Raw genomic sequence first — 14,143 nt, 5'->3', positions numbered from 1 at the left:
ACTGCACAGTAGGAACTCCGGCACCGGCGCGCCAGTCATTACGCCTCGGCGGGCTGCGGCGCCCGGGTGGCGGTGACAGGTGCCAGCGCCTCACCGGAGCGGCGCAGCGCAGCCGCACGCCGCTCGCGAGCCGGCCCGGACACCAGGTGGGCCACCGCGGTCAGGAGGCCGAGCGCGGCGCAGCCGTACCAGAGGGTGTCGTTGCCGGCATGCTCGCGCACCAGGCCACCGAGGATCGGCGCGCTGGCCCCGGCGATCTGCCAGGAGAGGGAGAACACGCCCTGGTAGCGACCGCGCAGCTCGGCCGGGGACAGCTCGGCGATCAGCGTGGAGTTGGAGGGCGAGTTCAACATCTCGCCGACCGTCCAGATCAGCACTGTCAGCCCGTAGAACCAGGCGGTGCCGGCGAACGCGGTCAGCCCGAACCCCACGCCCATCACCACCGAGGCCAGCGCGAGCACGTGCGAGCGGCTCCGACCCCGGATCAGACGGGGTACGAAGAGCTGGCCGACCACGATGAGGATGCCGTTGAGCGCGATCACCGAGCCGTAGGTGGCCGGGCTCAGACCGTCGTCGCCCATCGCGATCGGCAGCATCGAGATGTGCTGGAGGAACACCAGCGCGGCGAACAGGTTGAGTGCCACGAAGCCGAGGTAGACCCGGTCGGTGAGGATCGTGCGCAGGGCGCCGAGCGGGACCGCCTTCGCCGTGGCGGCGGTGGCGGGGCCGGCCTGTCGGGTCTCCGGCACCTTGCTGAAGATGATCAGCGCGGTGATCAGCATGGTGGCCGCGTCGACCACGAACAGCAGCAGGTAGTCGGCCTGTGCGGCGAGCCCGGCGAGGACGGCGGCGCAGGCGAAGCCCAGGTTGATCGCCCAGTAGTTGAGCGAGAAGGCGCGCAGCCGGTCCTTCGCCGGCACCACGTCGATCATCATCGCCCCGAACGCGGGCCGGGCCGCCTCGGCGAACATGCCGAGTAGCAGCGCGCCCAGCGCCACCGCCCAGAGGTCCCGGGCGAGCCCGAGCCCGAGCATCATGGCCGCCGCGCCCACGTGGGCGGTGAGCAGCGTCGGTCGGCGACCCCACCGGTCGGCGAGGGTGCCTCCGGCGGTCGTGCCGAACGCCCCGCCGACGCCCCAGAGGCCGATCACCAGGCCGGCCTGCGAGGCCGAGAAGCCACGTTCCTGGGTCAGGTAGATGGCGAGGAAGACGAGGACGAACGAGCCGAGCCGGTTGATCAGCGTGCCCGACCAGAGGTACCAGAAGGTGGTCGGTAGGCCGCCGGTGGTATCCCGGAACCAACTCCGCATCGTCCGCATATGGCGCCCCGCTTGCAAGTAATGACCGATGTGACTGGCGTGCCTTACAACCCTAGTGGCGGCCGGATCTCCTGGTCATCCGCTTTTTCACGTGGTGGTCGTCACGACGGCTGCCCGCGTGTCCGCCCGGCGGTTGAGGCAGGATGATCCGCATGACTGCGAGCGAAGGGCCCACCGTCGGGACGCTGGTCCTGCTGCGACACGGTGAGAGCGACTGGAATGCCAAGAACCTCTTCACCGGTTGGGTGGACGTCGACCTGACCGAGAAGGGCGAGGGCGAGGCGAGGCGCGGCGGAGAGCTGATGCGCGAGCACAGCCTGCTGCCGGACGTCGTGCACACCAGCGTGATGCGCCGTGCGATCCGCACCGCCGAGCTGGCGCTCAACGCCGCCGACCGGCACTGGATCGCCGTGCGCCGGTCGTGGCGGCTCAACGAGCGGCACTACGGTGCCCTGCAGGGCAAGGACAAGAAGCAGACCCTCGACGAGTACGGCGAGGAGCAGTTCATGCTCTGGCGCCGGTCGTACGACACGCCGCCGCCGCCGATCGACGACAACGACGAGTGGTCGCAGGTGGGTGACCCCCGCTACGCGCTGCTGCCGACCGAGCTGATGCCGCGCACCGAGTGCCTCAAGGACGTCGTCGACCGGATGCTGCCCTACTGGTACGACTCGATCGTGCCGGACATCCTGGCCGGCCGGACGGTGCTGGTGGCCGCGCACGGCAACTCGCTCCGCGCCCTCGTCAAGCACCTCGACCAGATCTCCGACGAGGCGATCGCCAAGCTGAACATCCCGACCGGCATCCCGCTGCGCTACGACCTCGACCCGCAGCTGCGCCCGCTCACGTTGGGCGGCACCTACCTCGACCCGACCGCTGCGAAGGCGGCCGCCGCGGCGGTGGCCAACCAGGGGCGCTGAGCCTGACCAAAAGGGGCCCCTCGTCGTCGCGGAGAGCGATGGCGAGGGGCCCCTTTCGTCGTGCGAGTCAGTTGCTGCTGGGCGCGCTCTCCCCGGTGATCAGGAAGATCACGTGCTCGCCGGCGTTGACAGCGTGGTCGGCGAAGCGCTCGTAGAAGCGGCCCAGCAGGGTGGCGTCGATCGCCGTCTCCACCCCGTACGGCCAGTCGTCGCCGAGCAGCACCGCGAACAGGTTCTTGTGCAGCTCGTCCATGGCGTCGTCGTCGCGGTCCAGTTCGCCGGCGAGGTCGGCGTCGGGCTTCGCCAGCACCGAACCGATCTTCACAGCCATCCGGTCGGCGATCTCGGACATCTCGGTGAAGACCGTCCGCAGCTCGGCCGGGACGGCGGGGGAGGGGTGCCGGCGCAGCGCGGTCTTCGCCACGTGCTCGGCCAGGTCGCCCATCCGCTCCAGATCAGCGGCCACGTGCAGCGCGGTGATCATGGCCCGGAGGTCGGAGGCGACCGGCGCCTGTCGGGCGAGCAGGTCACAGACCCGCTCCTCGACGTGCCGGTAGAGGTCGTCGATCTCGGCGTCCCGCTCGATGACCGTCTCGGCGGCCTGCCGGTCGGCGGTGAGCAGGGCCCGGGTGGCCTGGCGCATGGCGGCGCGGACGCCCTCCGCCATGTCCACCAGCAGTTGGCTGACGATCTGGAGGTCGGCCCGGAACTCGTCGCGCATCATCACGTCCTGTGGTCGGTCGCCGCCGACGGGTGCCGGCGCAGGGGGTTGAGCAGGTGCGACGCCAACGGTAGGGCGCGCGGACGGATCCCGGATGAACGACGGTGAACGACGCCAGACGTGGGGGTGAACACTTCCGTAAGTGAGGGTAGTTCGTCCCGGTCTGTGTGGTAGCCAGGTTAACAATGACCCTACGATCGCCGGGTGGAGTGGGCGGTGGCGGTCGTGGTGGCCGTGGCGTTGGTGGCCGGGATGGCCGCCGGCTTGTTGCTGCCCCGGTTCCTGCCGAGGCGGGACGATCGCTCCACGCCGACGGGGAGCGTCAGCTTCCGCTGGAGCAGGGGGAGGCCCGCGATAGGCGACGAGCAGCAGGCCGGGCTCGGCCGCCGGACGATCGACTCACTCCGGGCCGGTGTCGTGGTACTGGACAACGACGACGTCCCCGTGTTGATCAACCCGGCCGCCCGTGCGATGGGGCTGCTGCGTACCGGCAGCACCCCCGGCTCAATCGCCGCGCACCCGCTGATCCGTACCCTTGCCGGCCAGGTGCGACGCACCGGCGTGCGGCGCGAGATCGAGCTGGACCTGCCCCGGGGTCGCGACAGCGCGGGGGAGAACCCGCTCGGCGTGCACCTGCGGGCGATGGGTCTCGGCAACGGCTTCATCGCGGTCGAGGCGGTCGACGTGACCGAGTCGCACCGGCTGACCCGGGTACGACGCGACTTCGTGGCCAACGTGAGCCACGAGCTGAAGACACCGATCGGCGCCCTGCAACTGCTCGCCGAGGCGTTGCTGGACGCGACCGAGCCGGCTGACGCCGCAGCGCCCGACCTCTCCGAGGACCTGGTGGCCGCCCGCCGGTTCGCCGAACGGATCCAGCACGAGTCGACCCGGCTGGGTCGGCTGGTGCAGGAGTTGCTGGAACTGACCCGGTTGCAGGGGGCTGAGCCGCAGCCGCCACCGGAGCCGGTCGCACTGGACTGGGTGATCGCCGAGGTGGTCGACCGGACCCGGACCACCGCCTCCGCCCGGGGTGTCGTGGTGGCCGTGGACGGTGAGCGTGGCCTCACGGCGTACGGCAGCGACTCCCAACTCGCCACGGCTGTGGCGAACCTGGTGGAGAACGCCATCAACTACTCGGGCGAGGACACCACTGTGCAGGTGACCCTGCGGGGCGACGACGAGCACGTCGAGGTCGCCGTCGCCGACCAGGGCATCGGTATCGCCCCCACCGACGTGGACCGGATCTTCGAGCGGTTCTACCGGGCCGACCAGGCCCGCTCGCGTGCCACCGGCGGCACCGGGCTCGGTCTGGCAATCGTGAAACACATTGCGAGCAACCATGGCGGACGGGTCGAGGTGTCGAGCACTCTTGGTGGTGGATCGACGTTCACCCTCCGGCTGCCCGCCAGTCCACCGGACGACCTACTGGCGACACTGCCGCCGGTTGGGATCGAGTCCGGTCCGACTGGGCTACGGCAGGTCTGACAGCAAATGGAAAGGAAATCCCCGTTGAGCCGCGTTCTCGTGGTCGAGGACGAGGAGTCGTTCTCCGACGCCTTGTCGTACATGCTCCGTAAGGAGGGCTTTGAGGTTTCGGTCGCCGCGACCGGCACCGACGCCCTCACCGAGTTCGACCGGACCGGCGCCGACATCGTGCTGCTCGACCTGATGTTGCCCGAGATGTCGGGGACCGAGGTCTGCCGGCAGTTGCGGCAGCGCTCCGCCGTGCCGATCATCATGGTCACCGCCCGCGACAGCGAGATCGACAAGGTGGTCGGGCTGGAGATTGGCGCCGACGACTACGTCACGAAGCCGTACTCGCCGCGGGAACTGGTCGCCCGGATCCGGGCGGTGCTGCGCCGGCAGAGCCCGGAGGTGGCCGAGGCGGGTGCGCCGACGTTGGCCGCCGGGCCGGTGCGGATGGACATCGAGCGGCACGTGGTGACCGTCGACGGCGGGGCCGTGCAGTTGCCGCTGAAGGAATTCGAACTGTTGGAGCTGCTGCTGCGCAACGCGGGCCGGGTGCTCACCCGCGGCCAGCTCATCGACCGGGTCTGGGGTGCCGACTATGTCGGTGACACCAAGACGCTCGACGTGCACGTCAAGCGGCTGCGCTCCAAGATCGAGCCGGAGCCGTCCGCGCCGCGCTTCATCGTGACCGTCCGGGGTCTGGGCTACAAGTTCGAGCCGTGATCGGCGTACCCGAAGGGGTCTGCGCTCGACGCAGGCCCCCTTCGGCCTGTCCGCGCCTGCCCAGCGAGCCAGTTCCGAGAGCTGAGCCACCTGTGCGCCGGGGGGTGCGAGTCCGTTGGTGCGGTCCTTTGGAGCTGATGTCACAGACGAGTCAGCCGCCGGTGCCGTGGAGCCGGCGTCGCTGAGCCGGTGTCGTGGAGCCGGCGTCGTGGAGCCGGCGTCGCTGAGCCGGTGTCGTGGAGCCGGTGTCGTGGAGCCGATGTCGTAAACGAGTCAGCTCCAAAGGCGTCGCACCCGACGCCCGGCTCCTCGCCCGGGAGGCCGCCGACGGTCGAGACCGCTAGACCTCGTCGGCGGGGTGCGGGGCGATCATGCCCTGCTTCGTCCTGGTCGCGCACAGCTCGGCCAGCCGCTCGTACGCGGCCGCGCCGATCAGGGCGGTCAGCTCCGGCCCGTACGACAGGTACATCGGCTCGGTGCCGACGTGCGCGTCCGTCGAGGAGGTGCACCACCAGTCCAGGTCGTGCCCGCCGGCTCCCCAGCCCCGCCTGTCGAACTCGGACAGCGTGGAGACCAGCACCTTGCTGTTGTCCGGCCGCTTCACCCAGTCCTGATCTCGGCGGATCGGCAGCTGCCAGCAGACGTCCGGCTTGTACTCCAATGGGTGCACCCCGTCGCGCAGTGCCTGGGCGTGCAGCGCGCAGCCGCCCCCGCCGGCGAAGTCGGCGTCGTTGAGGAAGACGCACGGACCGTCGGCGCCCTGGGTGGCGGTGCGGCGGGCCGGGTTCTTGCCGTCGATGGTGTCCTCGTCGGTCCAGTTCTTGAACCCGCGCCGGAAGTGCTGCCAGGTCGACGGGGTGAGCCGCCGGACGGCGTTGCGGACCCGCTTCTCGTCGTCCGAGTCGGTGAAGAACGCCCCGTGCGAGCAGCAACCGTCGGCGGCCCGGCCGGCGATGATGCCGTGGCAGCCCTTGCCGAAGATGCAGGTCCAGCGGGAGAGCAACCAGGTCAGGTCGGCCCGGATCAGGTGCGTCTCGTCGGCCGGGTCGGTGAACTCGATCCACTCCCGAGGGAAGTCCAGAGGCACCTCGCGGCTGCGCGGGTCACCCGGGTCGTCCACCAGCACACGGAGCTCCATCGTCACCCGGCCCAGCGTACGCGCGGTGTCGTCCGCAGGCCGGTGAGCCGCGCAAACGTGTTGCGCCTAGGGTCTTCATCATGCGACTGGGTGTCCTCGACGTCGGATCCAACACGGTGCACCTCCTTGTGGTGGACGCGCACCACGGCGCGCACCCGTGGCCGGCGCACTCCGAGAAGGTGGTGCTCCGGCTGGCCGAGCAGATCGGCCCCGACGGCGCGCTGACCGAGGCGGGCGCGGACGGCCTGGTCAAGGCGGTCGGCATGGCCAAGGCGGCGGCCGCCGGGCTGGAGGCCGACGACCTGATCGCGTTCGCCACGTCCGCGGTGCGCGACGCCACCAACGCGGCCGAGGTGCTGGCCCGGGTCCGGGACGAGACAGGCGTACGCCTGGCGGTGCTCTCCGGGGCGGACGAGGCGCGGTCGACGTTCCTGGCCGTACGGCGGTGGTTCGGCTGGTCGGCGGGCCGGCTGCTGGTGCTGGACATCGGTGGCGGCTCGTTGGAGATCGCCGCCGGCATCGACGAGGACCCGGACGTCGCGGTCTCCCTCCCGCTCGGTGCCGGTCGGCTGACCCGGGAGCGGCTGCGGATTGACCCGGCGAGCGCGGCACCGCCGTCGATGGAGGCCGTCGAGAAGCTCCGGGAGTACGTGGACGGCCGGCTGGACAAGGTCGTCGACCAGATCACCCAGGTCGGCTGGGACCGGACGGTGGCCACGTCGAAGACGTTCCGCACCCTGGCCCGGCTGGCCGGGGCGGCCCCGTCCGGTGCCGGACTGTGGGCGCGACGCAGCCTCACCCGGGCCGGCCTGCGGCAGGTCATCGGCTTCATCCGGCACATCCCACCGGCACAGTTGATGGAGCTGGAGGGGGTCAGCACGGGCCGGGCCCACCAGTTGCTGGCCGGTGCCGTGGTCGCCGAGGCGGTGATGCGCCGCCTGGACCTGGACTCGCTGGACATCTGCCCGTGGGCGCTGCGGGAGGGCGTCATCCTCCGCCGGCTCGATCAACTCGAACCGATCTGACCCGGCGGTCGTTTTCGGTCGGTTTGCCGGCGCTCGTCACGATGCCCCCGGCGCTGCCGGGCTACGCTGGCTGATGTGACTTCCCGCGTTCCCGTGCTCCTGTCCAGCTCGTCAGTCTTCCCCGAGCCGACAGCGGCGGCGTTCCAACTGGCCGCGGCGCTCGGCTACGACGGCGTCGAGGTGATGGTCTGGACCGACGTGGTCAGCCAGGACGCGGGCGCGCTGCGCGGCCTCTCCACGCACTACGACGTGCCGGTCCTCTCGGTGCACGCGCCCTGCCTGCTGGTCACCCAGCGGGTGTGGAGCCCGGACCCGTGGGAGCGCCTGCGCAAGGCCGCCGAGCTGGCCGAGACCCTTGGGGCGCCGACCGTCGTGGTGCACCCACCGTTCACCTGGCAGCGCGACTACGCGCGCAACTTCGCCGAGGGTCTGGCCACCGTCGCGGACCGGTTCACCGGGCTGCGCTTCGCGGTGGAGAACATGTATCCGGTGCGGATGGCTGGTCGGCAGTTCGTCCCGTACGTGCCCGGCTGGGATCCCACCGACGCCGGCTACCCGTCGTACACCCTGGATCTGTCGCACTGCGCCGCCTCGCACAGCGACCCGCTGGAGATGGCCGACCGGATGGGCGCCGGGCTGGCGCACGTGCACCTCGGTGACGGCACCGGCGAGGGCCGCGACGAGCACCTGGTGCCCGGGCGCGGCACCCAGCCCTGCGGGGAGCTGCTCTCCTCGCTGGCCGGCAGGGGTTTCACCGGGGCGGTGGCGGTGGAGGTCGCCACCCGGGGCGCGAAGAGCCGCGCGGTGCGCGAGGCGGACCTGCGCGCCGCGCTGGAGTTCGCCCGCCAGCATCTGACCGCGTCGTCACCCGTCGACGCCTGAGCCGCCGCCCACGCCGGGGCGGTGGCGGCGTCAGCTGACCGGTGAGAGCGAGTCGGTGGCGGAGGTCGGCTGCGGGGCGACCGTCACCTGCTCGCCGACCGCCGCCCGCTTGCGGGCCCGGTGCGCCGCGACGTGCGAGCGGGTCGCGCAGCGCTCCGAGCAGAACCGCCGGCAGCAGTTGGACGACGTGTCCAGGTAGACGTTGCCGCACCGCTCGTCGGCGCAGACCCCGAACCGGGCGCTGCCGTACTCGCAGAGCCAGACCGACAGCCCCCAGACCGCGCCGGCCAGGTATTCGGCGCTGACCGAGGCACCCCGGCTCGTCACGTGCATGTGCCAGTCGCTGGAGTCGTGCCCGGAGATGCGCGGCTGCACCGGGAACGCCTCAAGCAGCGCGTTCAGCTCGGTGACCGCCTGGGCGTCCCGCCCCGAGGTGCCGTACTCGAAGACGTCGCGCAACCGTTTCTGCGCCCGGCGGAAGATGGCGACGTCCCGGTCCGCGACCTCGTCGCGCATCCAGGCGTTGTCGTCGGGGAAGAGGGCCCGCAGGTCGTCGAGGTCGTCCAGGCGGGCGTTGACCAGGTCAACGCCGGTCCGGGCGTACGCGTCGAAGTTCACGCCCCAACGGTAGACGACTCAGGGGGTGCGCGGCGCGTCGATGTAGTGCGGCAGGAACCGCGCGTAGCCGTCGGTGATCAGACTCGCGCTCTCCCGCACGCCCACGCCTGCCGATTCGCCGTCGACGACCCAGCTGCCCAGCACCGTGTGGTTGCCGGCGAACTGCGGCAGCGCCCGGAACTCCTGGTAGCACCAGCCCTCGTCGCCGTAGATCCCCGGGTTGGTGATTTCCGCATCGGCGGTGACGATGCGTACCGATCCGCCCTCGCGGCCGAGCAGTGGCTTGGCGACGTACTCCGGCATGCCGCGCGGCGAGTCGAGGTACGCGGGGAGCAGGTAGTCGTGACCGGGGTACAGCTCCCAGAGGACCGCGAGCAGCGCCTTGTTGGAGAGCAGCAGTTTCCAGGCCGGCTCGATCCAGGTGGTCGGGGTGCCGGGGGCCAGGGCCGCCGGCCCGTACGGCTCGGCCACCATCCACTCCCAGGGGTAGAGCTTGAAGCAGGTGGTCACCGGGCGGTCGTCGGCGTCGACGAAGCGTCGACCGTCCCAGCCGATTTCCTGAATGGGCTGGAGCGCGACGTCCAGGCCGGCCTGCCGGGCGGTCTCGGCGAGGTAACCGGCGGTCATGTGGTCCTCGCCGGACTCCTCCTCGTTCGACCAGAGCACGTGCACCCGGGGCTCGTGCAGCCCGGCGCCGATCTTGGCCCACGCGCCGACCAGCCGCTCGTGCAGGCTGTTCCACTGGTCCCGGTCCGGCCGGGTCTGCTCCAACCAGTACCACTGGATGATGCTCGCCTCGACGAGCGCGGTGGGGGTGTCCGCGTTGTACTCCAGCATCTTCGGGGGCCAGGTGCCGTCGTACGCGAGGTCGAAGCGCCCGTAGAGGGTCGGCGGCGCTTCCCGCAGCGACCGGGCCACCGCCTCGGCCGCCCACTCCGGGATGCCGAACTCGGCGTACCGGCGCTGCGCCACCACGTGCTCGGCGGCGGCCACCGACATCCGGTGCAACTCCTCGGTGGCCTCTTCCAGCCGCAGCACCTCATCGAGGTCGAAGGCGTACGCGGCGGTCTCGTCCCAGTACGACATGATCCCGCCGTCGGGCAGCTCGGTGTCGACGTAGACCAGCCCCTGCGACCGGATGGTGGCGTCCCAGTCGGGGCGTGGCGTGACCGTCTCGCGGCGCACGTCAGCCGCCGCAGGCGGCGAGGTGGGTGCCGAATCCGCCCCGCTCGGGCAGGGCCGCGGTGGTCGGCTCGGGGGCGGCGCGACCGGCGGACGGGTCGCTCACCCGCATCGCCAGCGCGACAGTCTCGCCACCGCCGACCGGCCCGAGGGCGCAGTCGTCGTCATCGTCGTCGTCCGAGGTCATGTTGCAGCCGGAGAGGGCGAGCGCGAGAGCGGTGAGCGCGCCGAGCTGCACGGAGGCCGACCGGAGCCGGCGGCGGGGGCGTTGGTCCACGGCATCGTTGTAGCCGATCGACGCCACCGCCGCCGCCCCGCCCCCAGGTCGAGGTGGCCCGGCCGCCCCTCGGCGAGGGCCCTGGCAGGGGCGTTACGCTCGGCTCATGCTCCGTTCCGTCATCCTCGCCGCCTCCCGGTCATCCCAGGTCGAGCGGCTCGTCGCGACAGCCCCGTACACCCGGGACGTCGTACGCCGGTTCGTCGCCGGCGCCGCCACCGACGACGCGTTGCGCGCGACCCGCGCGCTCGTCGACGACGGCCTCACGGTCACCCTCGACCACCTCGGTGAGGACACCGTCCGCCCCGAGCAGGCCACCGCCACCCGGGACGAATACCTGAGACTGCTGAAGATGCTCGCCGCCGCGGGGCTCACCCCGGCCGCCGAGGTGAGCGTGAAGCTCTCCGCCCTCGGCCAGATGTTCGACGAGCAGTTGGCGTACGACAACGCGCGGGCGATCTGCGCGGCGGCCGACGCGGCGGGCACCACTGTCACCCTGGACATGGAGGACCACACCACCACTGACTCGACGCTGGAGGTGCTGAGCCGGCTGCGCAAGGACTTCCCGTCGACAGGTGCGGTGCTCCAGGCGTACCTGCGCCGGACCGAGTCGGACTGCCGGGAGCTCTCCTCGGCCGGGTCGCGGGTGCGGCTGTGCAAGGGCGCCTACAAGGAGCCGGAGTCGGTGGCGTACCAGTCGGCCCGTGAGGTGGACAAGTCGTACGTACGCTGCATGAACATCCTGATGTCCGGCGACGGGTACCCGATGCTGGCCACCCACGACCCCCGGATGATCGCCATCGGTGAGGACCGGGCCCGGTGGTTCGACCGGGGGCCGGAGCGCTTCGAGTTCCAGATGCTCTACGGCATCCGCCCCGAGGAGCAGGCCCGGCTGGTCGGCGAGGGCTACACCGTGCGCACCTACGTCCCGTACGGCGACGAGTGGTACGGCTACCTGATGCGTCGGCTCGCCGAGCGCCCCGCCAACCTGGTCTTCTTCGGCCGTGCCCTGATCTCCAAGAAGTAACCTCTCCGCTTCGGCCGACGGGCCGGTGGGCGACCCTCGGGTCACCGCCGGCCCGTTTCGTGTTTCCGACTTGCCAAGCTTGGCTAAGTGCCTTAGCTTTAAGGCTATGACAACTAGCCAGGTGCGGCGGGACGGCGGACACATCGCGTACGAGGCGCAGGGCGAGGGGCCGCTTGTCGTCCTCGCGCACGGCATGGGCGAGAACAGGGCGAGCTTCCGGCACCTCGCGCCCCTGCTGGTGGCCGCCGGCCACCGGGTCGCCTCGGTCGACGTCCGGGGGCACGGCGAGTCCAGCACCGGCTGGCCCACGTACGCCCCGGCCGAGGTCGGCGCGGACCTGCTGGCCGTGGTCCGCGACCTCGACGCCGGCCCGGCCGTGCTGGTCGGCAGTTCGTCCGCCGCAGCGGCGGTGGTCTTCGCCGCCACCGACGCGCCCGAGCTGGTCACCGGCATCGTGCAGATCGGCGCGTTCGTCGGCCAGCCGAAGCTCAACCCGCTGCTGCGGATGGCGATGTGGTCAGTGCTGCACAGCCCCAGACTCTTCGGGATGTTCCACAAGACCCTGTTTCCGGTGCACCGGCCCGCCGACGACGCGGCGTACCGCCGCTCGATGGTGGCCAACCTGCGCGAGCCCGGCCGGATGGCCGCGACGCGCGGCGTGATCGCACCGGCCGAGCCGCACTGGACCGCCCGCGCCCCGCAGGTGCGGCAGCCGGTGTTGGTGCTGATGGGCTCCAAGGACCCGGACTTCCCCGACCCGGGAGCCGAGGCGCGGGCCGCCCGGCGTCTCTTCGGCACCGCCGAGGCCCGCATGATCGAGGAGTCCGGCCACTACCCGCACGCCGACCAGCCGCAGCGCACCGCCGAGGAGCTGCTCGGCTTCCTGGCGGTGTGCACCGGTGCCTAGGGTCGGCCTCAACCAGCAGACCGTCGTACGGGAGGCGGCCCGGCTGGCCGACGAGGTCGGCTTCCAACAGCTCACCCTCGCCGCGCTCGCCAGCCGGCTCGGGGTCGCGTTGCCCAGCCTCTACAAGCACGTGCGGGGGGCGGACGCCCTGGCCCAGAAGCTTGCCGCCCTGGCCACCGCCGAGCTGGCCACCGAGATGACCACCGCCGCCGTCGGCCGCTCCGGTGGCGACGCGCTGCGGGCGATGGCGGACGCCTACCGTGACTACGCCCACCGGCACCCCGGCCGCTACCCGGCCACGCAGCGGGTGCCCGACCCGGCCGACCCGGGGCACGTCGAGGCGGGCGACCGTGCCGTCGGCGCCATCTTCGCGGTGCTGCGCGGGTACGGGCTCACCGGCGACGACGCGGTGGACGCGACCCGCGCGCTGCGCAGCGCCCTGCACGGCTTCGTGACCCTGGAGGCCGCGGGCGGCTTCGGCCTGCCCCGCGACGTCGACCGCTCGTACCACCAGTTGGTCGCGAGCATGGACATCTCGTTCCGGTCCTGGCCGAGCACCGGCGGGTGAGCGAGCGGCCCGGCGATCGAGCCGGGGCGGCCTCGCCGCACCCAGCCAGTGGTCGTACCCTTCGGCGGGTGACTGACGAGGTGCAGCAGCCAGCACCACGGCGGCTCTGGCCGCTGTGGACGGTGCTCGTGGTGGTCGTCCTGCTGCTGGGCTGCGGCCTGCCGGCGGCGCTCGTCGTCGGCGTGATCCGGGAGACAGGCGCGCGCCCCACGGTCAGCCGGGTCGGTGCCTCGACGGCCGACGACCCGGCCACCGCCGTGGCCCGTGGGCTGTCCGACCGGATCACCGCCCAGCTCCACAGGCAGTCCGCGGCGCTCCTCGGTGGCGACCGCGCCGGGTTCCTCGCCGTCGCCGATCCCGCCGCCCACAAGGACCTGCGCCGACGCTTCGCCGCACTACGCGAGCTCAAGGTGACCGGCTGGCGGGCCGAGCCGAGTGGTCTGCCCGTACCGATAATCGGCAAGCCCGGCGAGTGGCGGCTGCTGGTGCGCTTCCAGTACTGCTTCGTCACGCCGAACTGCCGGCCCAGCCCGGTGCTGATCGGCACCCGGTGGCGGGAGAACGGTGACCAGCCCCTGATGGTCGCCATGGAGGAATCCAGGTCGGTGGAGACCGGCACCCGACCGTGGGAGATCAGCGACCTGGTGGTCGCCATCGGCGCGCGGACCATCGTGGCCACCACCCCGGTGCTGCGCGGCAAACTGCCCGGCCTGCTCGCGCAGGCCGAGGCGGCGGCGAAGGTCGCCGACGGGTACGCGGTGACCGGATCACCGCCGGACCGGTACCGGGTCTTCTACGCCGGGCGCGCCGAGTGGCAGCGCTGGTACGGCGGGGAGCGCCCGGAGTGGACCGGCGGCTACGCGGTGACAGTGGGCGGCGGCCACCACGAGGTGGTGCTCAACGCCGACGGGCTCTCCAACAGTGGCGCGGACGACCTGCTCCGGCACGAGCTGACCCACGCGGCGTCGTTGCCGGAGCGCGGCTACCCGGGCAAGACCACCTGGTGGTTGGTGGAGGGGCTGGCCGAGTTCGCCGGTGCGGGCGGTCAGGCGGTCGACAGGTACGAGGGCATCGCCGACGTGCGCAAGATGGTCCGGGGCGGCTGGGACGGCAGGTTGGAGGGCGTCAACCCCGCCGACGACGCCTCCGCCGAACGGGTCGCGGCCAGCTACGGCATCGGCTACCTGGCCATTCGGCACCTCGTCGACAGGTACGGGCCGCTGCGACTGCTCAGCTTCTTCAAGACAGTGGTGCACGACCGCAGGACCATCGAGGAGGCCTCCGAGAAGGCGTTCGGTGAGCAGTGGTCGACGCTGCACGACGAGTGCGTGGCGTACGTCCGCGCCACCGCCTCCTGACGCAG

At 71.7% G+C, this 14,143-nt stretch carries 15 protein-coding genes; 9 read left to right on the top strand and 6 right to left on the bottom strand.

The genetic code is table 11. The features are described 5' to 3' along the window. Window positions 1-38: 38 nt before the first annotated feature. Window positions 39-1,319, bottom strand: coding sequence for an MDR family MFS transporter (locus tag ACQP0U_RS29885; protein WP_433313522.1), 1,281 nt, complete (start codon window positions 1,317-1,319; stop codon window positions 39-41). 152 nt (window positions 1,320-1,471) lie between these two features. On the opposite strand from ACQP0U_RS29885, the gene ACQP0U_RS29880 reads away from it, so the two are divergent. Further along, complete coding sequence (locus tag ACQP0U_RS29880; RefSeq protein WP_124817985.1) at window positions 1,472-2,239, top strand: phosphoglyceromutase; 768 nt, start codon at window positions 1,472-1,474, stop codon at window positions 2,237-2,239. A gap of 67 nt (window positions 2,240-2,306) precedes the next feature. Here the strand turns inward: ACQP0U_RS29880 and phoU are convergent, their stop codons facing one another. Then, window positions 2,307-2,960 (bottom strand): phosphate signaling complex protein PhoU, encoded by a 654-nt coding sequence (gene phoU, locus ACQP0U_RS29875; protein WP_433313519.1) that lies wholly within the window; start codon window positions 2,958-2,960, stop codon window positions 2,307-2,309. Between the two features lie 204 nt (window positions 2,961-3,164). Here phoU and ACQP0U_RS29870 point away from each other — a divergent pair, with 204 nt between their 5' ends. Together ACQP0U_RS29870 and ACQP0U_RS29865 are read left to right on the top strand one after the other, a co-directional pair. Continuing rightward, window positions 3,165-4,448, top strand: coding sequence for a sensor histidine kinase (locus ACQP0U_RS29870; RefSeq protein WP_433313516.1), 1,284 nt, complete (start codon window positions 3,165-3,167; stop codon window positions 4,446-4,448). A gap of 24 nt (window positions 4,449-4,472) precedes the next feature. Beyond that, the gene (locus ACQP0U_RS29865) at window positions 4,473-5,156 is read left to right on the top strand and encodes a response regulator transcription factor (protein WP_030329696.1); all 684 of its coding nucleotides are present in this window, start codon (window positions 4,473-4,475) and stop codon (window positions 5,154-5,156) included. 340 nt (window positions 5,157-5,496) lie between these two features. Here the strand turns inward: ACQP0U_RS29865 and ACQP0U_RS29860 are convergent, their stop codons facing one another. Then, a complete protein-coding gene (locus ACQP0U_RS29860; RefSeq protein WP_433271483.1) occupies window positions 5,497-6,294 on the bottom strand; it encodes a hypothetical protein in 798 nt (265 codons plus the stop codon). Window positions 6,295-6,374: 80 nt separating this feature from the next. Between ACQP0U_RS29860 and ACQP0U_RS29855 the strand changes: the two genes are divergently transcribed. Continuing rightward, window positions 6,375-7,319, top strand: coding sequence for a Ppx/GppA phosphatase family protein (locus ACQP0U_RS29855; RefSeq protein WP_433313513.1), 945 nt, complete (start codon window positions 6,375-6,377; stop codon window positions 7,317-7,319). Between the two features lie 75 nt (window positions 7,320-7,394). Next, entirely contained in the window at window positions 7,395-8,201 is an 807-nt protein-coding gene (locus tag ACQP0U_RS29850) for a sugar phosphate isomerase/epimerase family protein (RefSeq protein ID WP_091402756.1), read from the top strand. Window positions 8,202-8,231: 30 nt separating this feature from the next. Here ACQP0U_RS29850 and ACQP0U_RS29845 read toward each other — a convergent pair whose 3' ends face one another. From ACQP0U_RS29845 to ACQP0U_RS29835, 3 genes are read right to left on the bottom strand one after another with little or no spacing between them, the layout of a single operon-like run. Next, window positions 8,232-8,819, bottom strand: a complete 588-nt coding sequence (locus ACQP0U_RS29845) for a CGNR zinc finger domain-containing protein (RefSeq protein WP_433313510.1) — start codon at window positions 8,817-8,819, stop codon at window positions 8,232-8,234. Between the two features lie 18 nt (window positions 8,820-8,837). Next, window positions 8,838-10,004, bottom strand: coding sequence for a glutathionylspermidine synthase family protein (locus ACQP0U_RS29840; RefSeq protein ID WP_433313507.1), 1,167 nt, complete (start codon window positions 10,002-10,004; stop codon window positions 8,838-8,840). Window position 10,005: 1 nt separating this feature from the next. Continuing rightward, window positions 10,006-10,278 (bottom strand): hypothetical protein, encoded by a 273-nt coding sequence (locus ACQP0U_RS29835; protein ID WP_433313504.1) that lies wholly within the window; start codon window positions 10,276-10,278, stop codon window positions 10,006-10,008. A gap of 106 nt (window positions 10,279-10,384) precedes the next feature. Here ACQP0U_RS29835 and ACQP0U_RS29830 point away from each other — a divergent pair, with 106 nt between their 5' ends. The 4 genes from ACQP0U_RS29830 to ACQP0U_RS29815 all read left to right on the top strand — a co-directional run bounded on the left by ACQP0U_RS29830 (window position 10,385) and on the right by ACQP0U_RS29815 (window position 14,138). Further along, on the top strand, window positions 10,385-11,305 hold the full coding sequence (locus ACQP0U_RS29830; protein WP_433313502.1) for a proline dehydrogenase family protein: 921 nt from the start codon (window positions 10,385-10,387) through the stop codon (window positions 11,303-11,305). A 106-nt stretch (window positions 11,306-11,411) separates the two neighbouring features. Next, window positions 11,412-12,212 (top strand): alpha/beta fold hydrolase, encoded by an 801-nt coding sequence (locus ACQP0U_RS29825; protein WP_433313500.1) that lies wholly within the window; start codon window positions 11,412-11,414, stop codon window positions 12,210-12,212. Continuing rightward, window positions 12,205-12,780, top strand: a complete 576-nt coding sequence (locus ACQP0U_RS29820; RefSeq protein WP_433313497.1) for a TetR/AcrR family transcriptional regulator — start codon at window positions 12,205-12,207, stop codon at window positions 12,778-12,780. Before ACQP0U_RS29825 ends, ACQP0U_RS29820 begins: the two co-directional genes overlap by 8 nt. Window positions 12,781-12,848: 68 nt before the next feature. After that, entirely contained in the window at window positions 12,849-14,138 is a 1,290-nt protein-coding gene (locus ACQP0U_RS29815; RefSeq protein ID WP_433313495.1) for a hypothetical protein, read from the top strand. Window positions 14,139-14,143: the final 5 nt, after the last annotated feature.

Origin of the sequence: Micromonospora sp. CA-269861 (assembly GCF_050948505.1) — a bacterium.
GTDB lineage: Bacteria > Actinomycetota > Actinomycetes > Mycobacteriales > Micromonosporaceae > Micromonospora.
This window is presented reverse-complemented; position numbering and strand designations above follow the sequence as displayed.

What these genes read in the sequence shown, in the direction of transcription:
- ACQP0U_RS29885 (WP_433313522.1), bottom strand. Translation starts at nt 1,319, where the DNA reads ATGCGGACGATGCGGAGTTGGTTCCGGGATACCACCGGCGGCCTACCG.
- ACQP0U_RS29880 (WP_124817985.1), top strand. Translation starts at nt 1,472, where the DNA reads ATGACTGCGAGCGAAGGGCCCACCGTCGGGACGCTGGTCCTGCTGCGA.
- phoU (WP_433313519.1), bottom strand. Translation starts at nt 2,960, where the DNA reads ATGCGCGACGAGTTCCGGGCCGACCTCCAGATCGTCAGCCAACTGCTG.
- ACQP0U_RS29860 (WP_433271483.1), bottom strand. Translation starts at nt 6,294, where the DNA reads ATGGAGCTCCGTGTGCTGGTGGACGACCCGGGTGACCCGCGCAGCCGC.
- ACQP0U_RS29855 (WP_433313513.1), top strand. Translation starts at nt 6,375, where the DNA reads ATGCGACTGGGTGTCCTCGACGTCGGATCCAACACGGTGCACCTCCTT.
- ACQP0U_RS29830 (WP_433313502.1), top strand. Translation starts at nt 10,385, where the DNA reads ATGCTCCGTTCCGTCATCCTCGCCGCCTCCCGGTCATCCCAGGTCGAG.
- ACQP0U_RS29825 (WP_433313500.1), top strand. Translation starts at nt 11,412, where the DNA reads ATGACAACTAGCCAGGTGCGGCGGGACGGCGGACACATCGCGTACGAG.